We start from the raw sequence: 397 nt of genomic DNA, 5'->3' as shown, positions 1-397 counted from the left end.
ACTATTAGCAATAGTACGCTCAGTACAGAAAAACCCTGGTAGTTCAGTGCCCAAAGCAACTCGACACGCACCTGTTAAGGTAGCAAAGTCAATTATAAGCTCAGGCTCGTCGTTTTGGGCTTCGCTAAGCGCGTCACATAATACTAAACGTCCTTCGGCATCGGTATTGTCAATTTCAACCATAATGCCTTTACGGGTTTTTACTACATCGCCAGGGCGAAATGCGTTACGCGAAACCGCGTTTTCAACCGCAGGTACTAACACGCGTAATCTAATTGGTAAATTAGCAGCCATTATAAGCTGAGCAAGCGCAATAACATGCGCTGCGCCGCCCATGTCTTTTTTCATGTTACGCATACCGGCACTCGGTTTTAGGTCAAGCCCGCCTGAGTCAAAA

1 pseudogene is annotated in these 397 nt (G+C 46.6%); it reads right to left on the bottom strand.

The features are described from left to right. Nucleotides 1-397, bottom strand: a pseudogene (locus tag AAEY62_RS20585) (leucyl aminopeptidase family protein); the annotation flags it as partial.

Source organism: Pseudoalteromonas sp. GW168-MNA-CIBAN-0100 (assembly GCF_040309225.1).
Lineage (GTDB): Bacteria > Pseudomonadota > Gammaproteobacteria > Enterobacterales > Alteromonadaceae > Pseudoalteromonas > Pseudoalteromonas arctica.
This window is presented reverse-complemented; position numbering and strand designations above follow the sequence as displayed.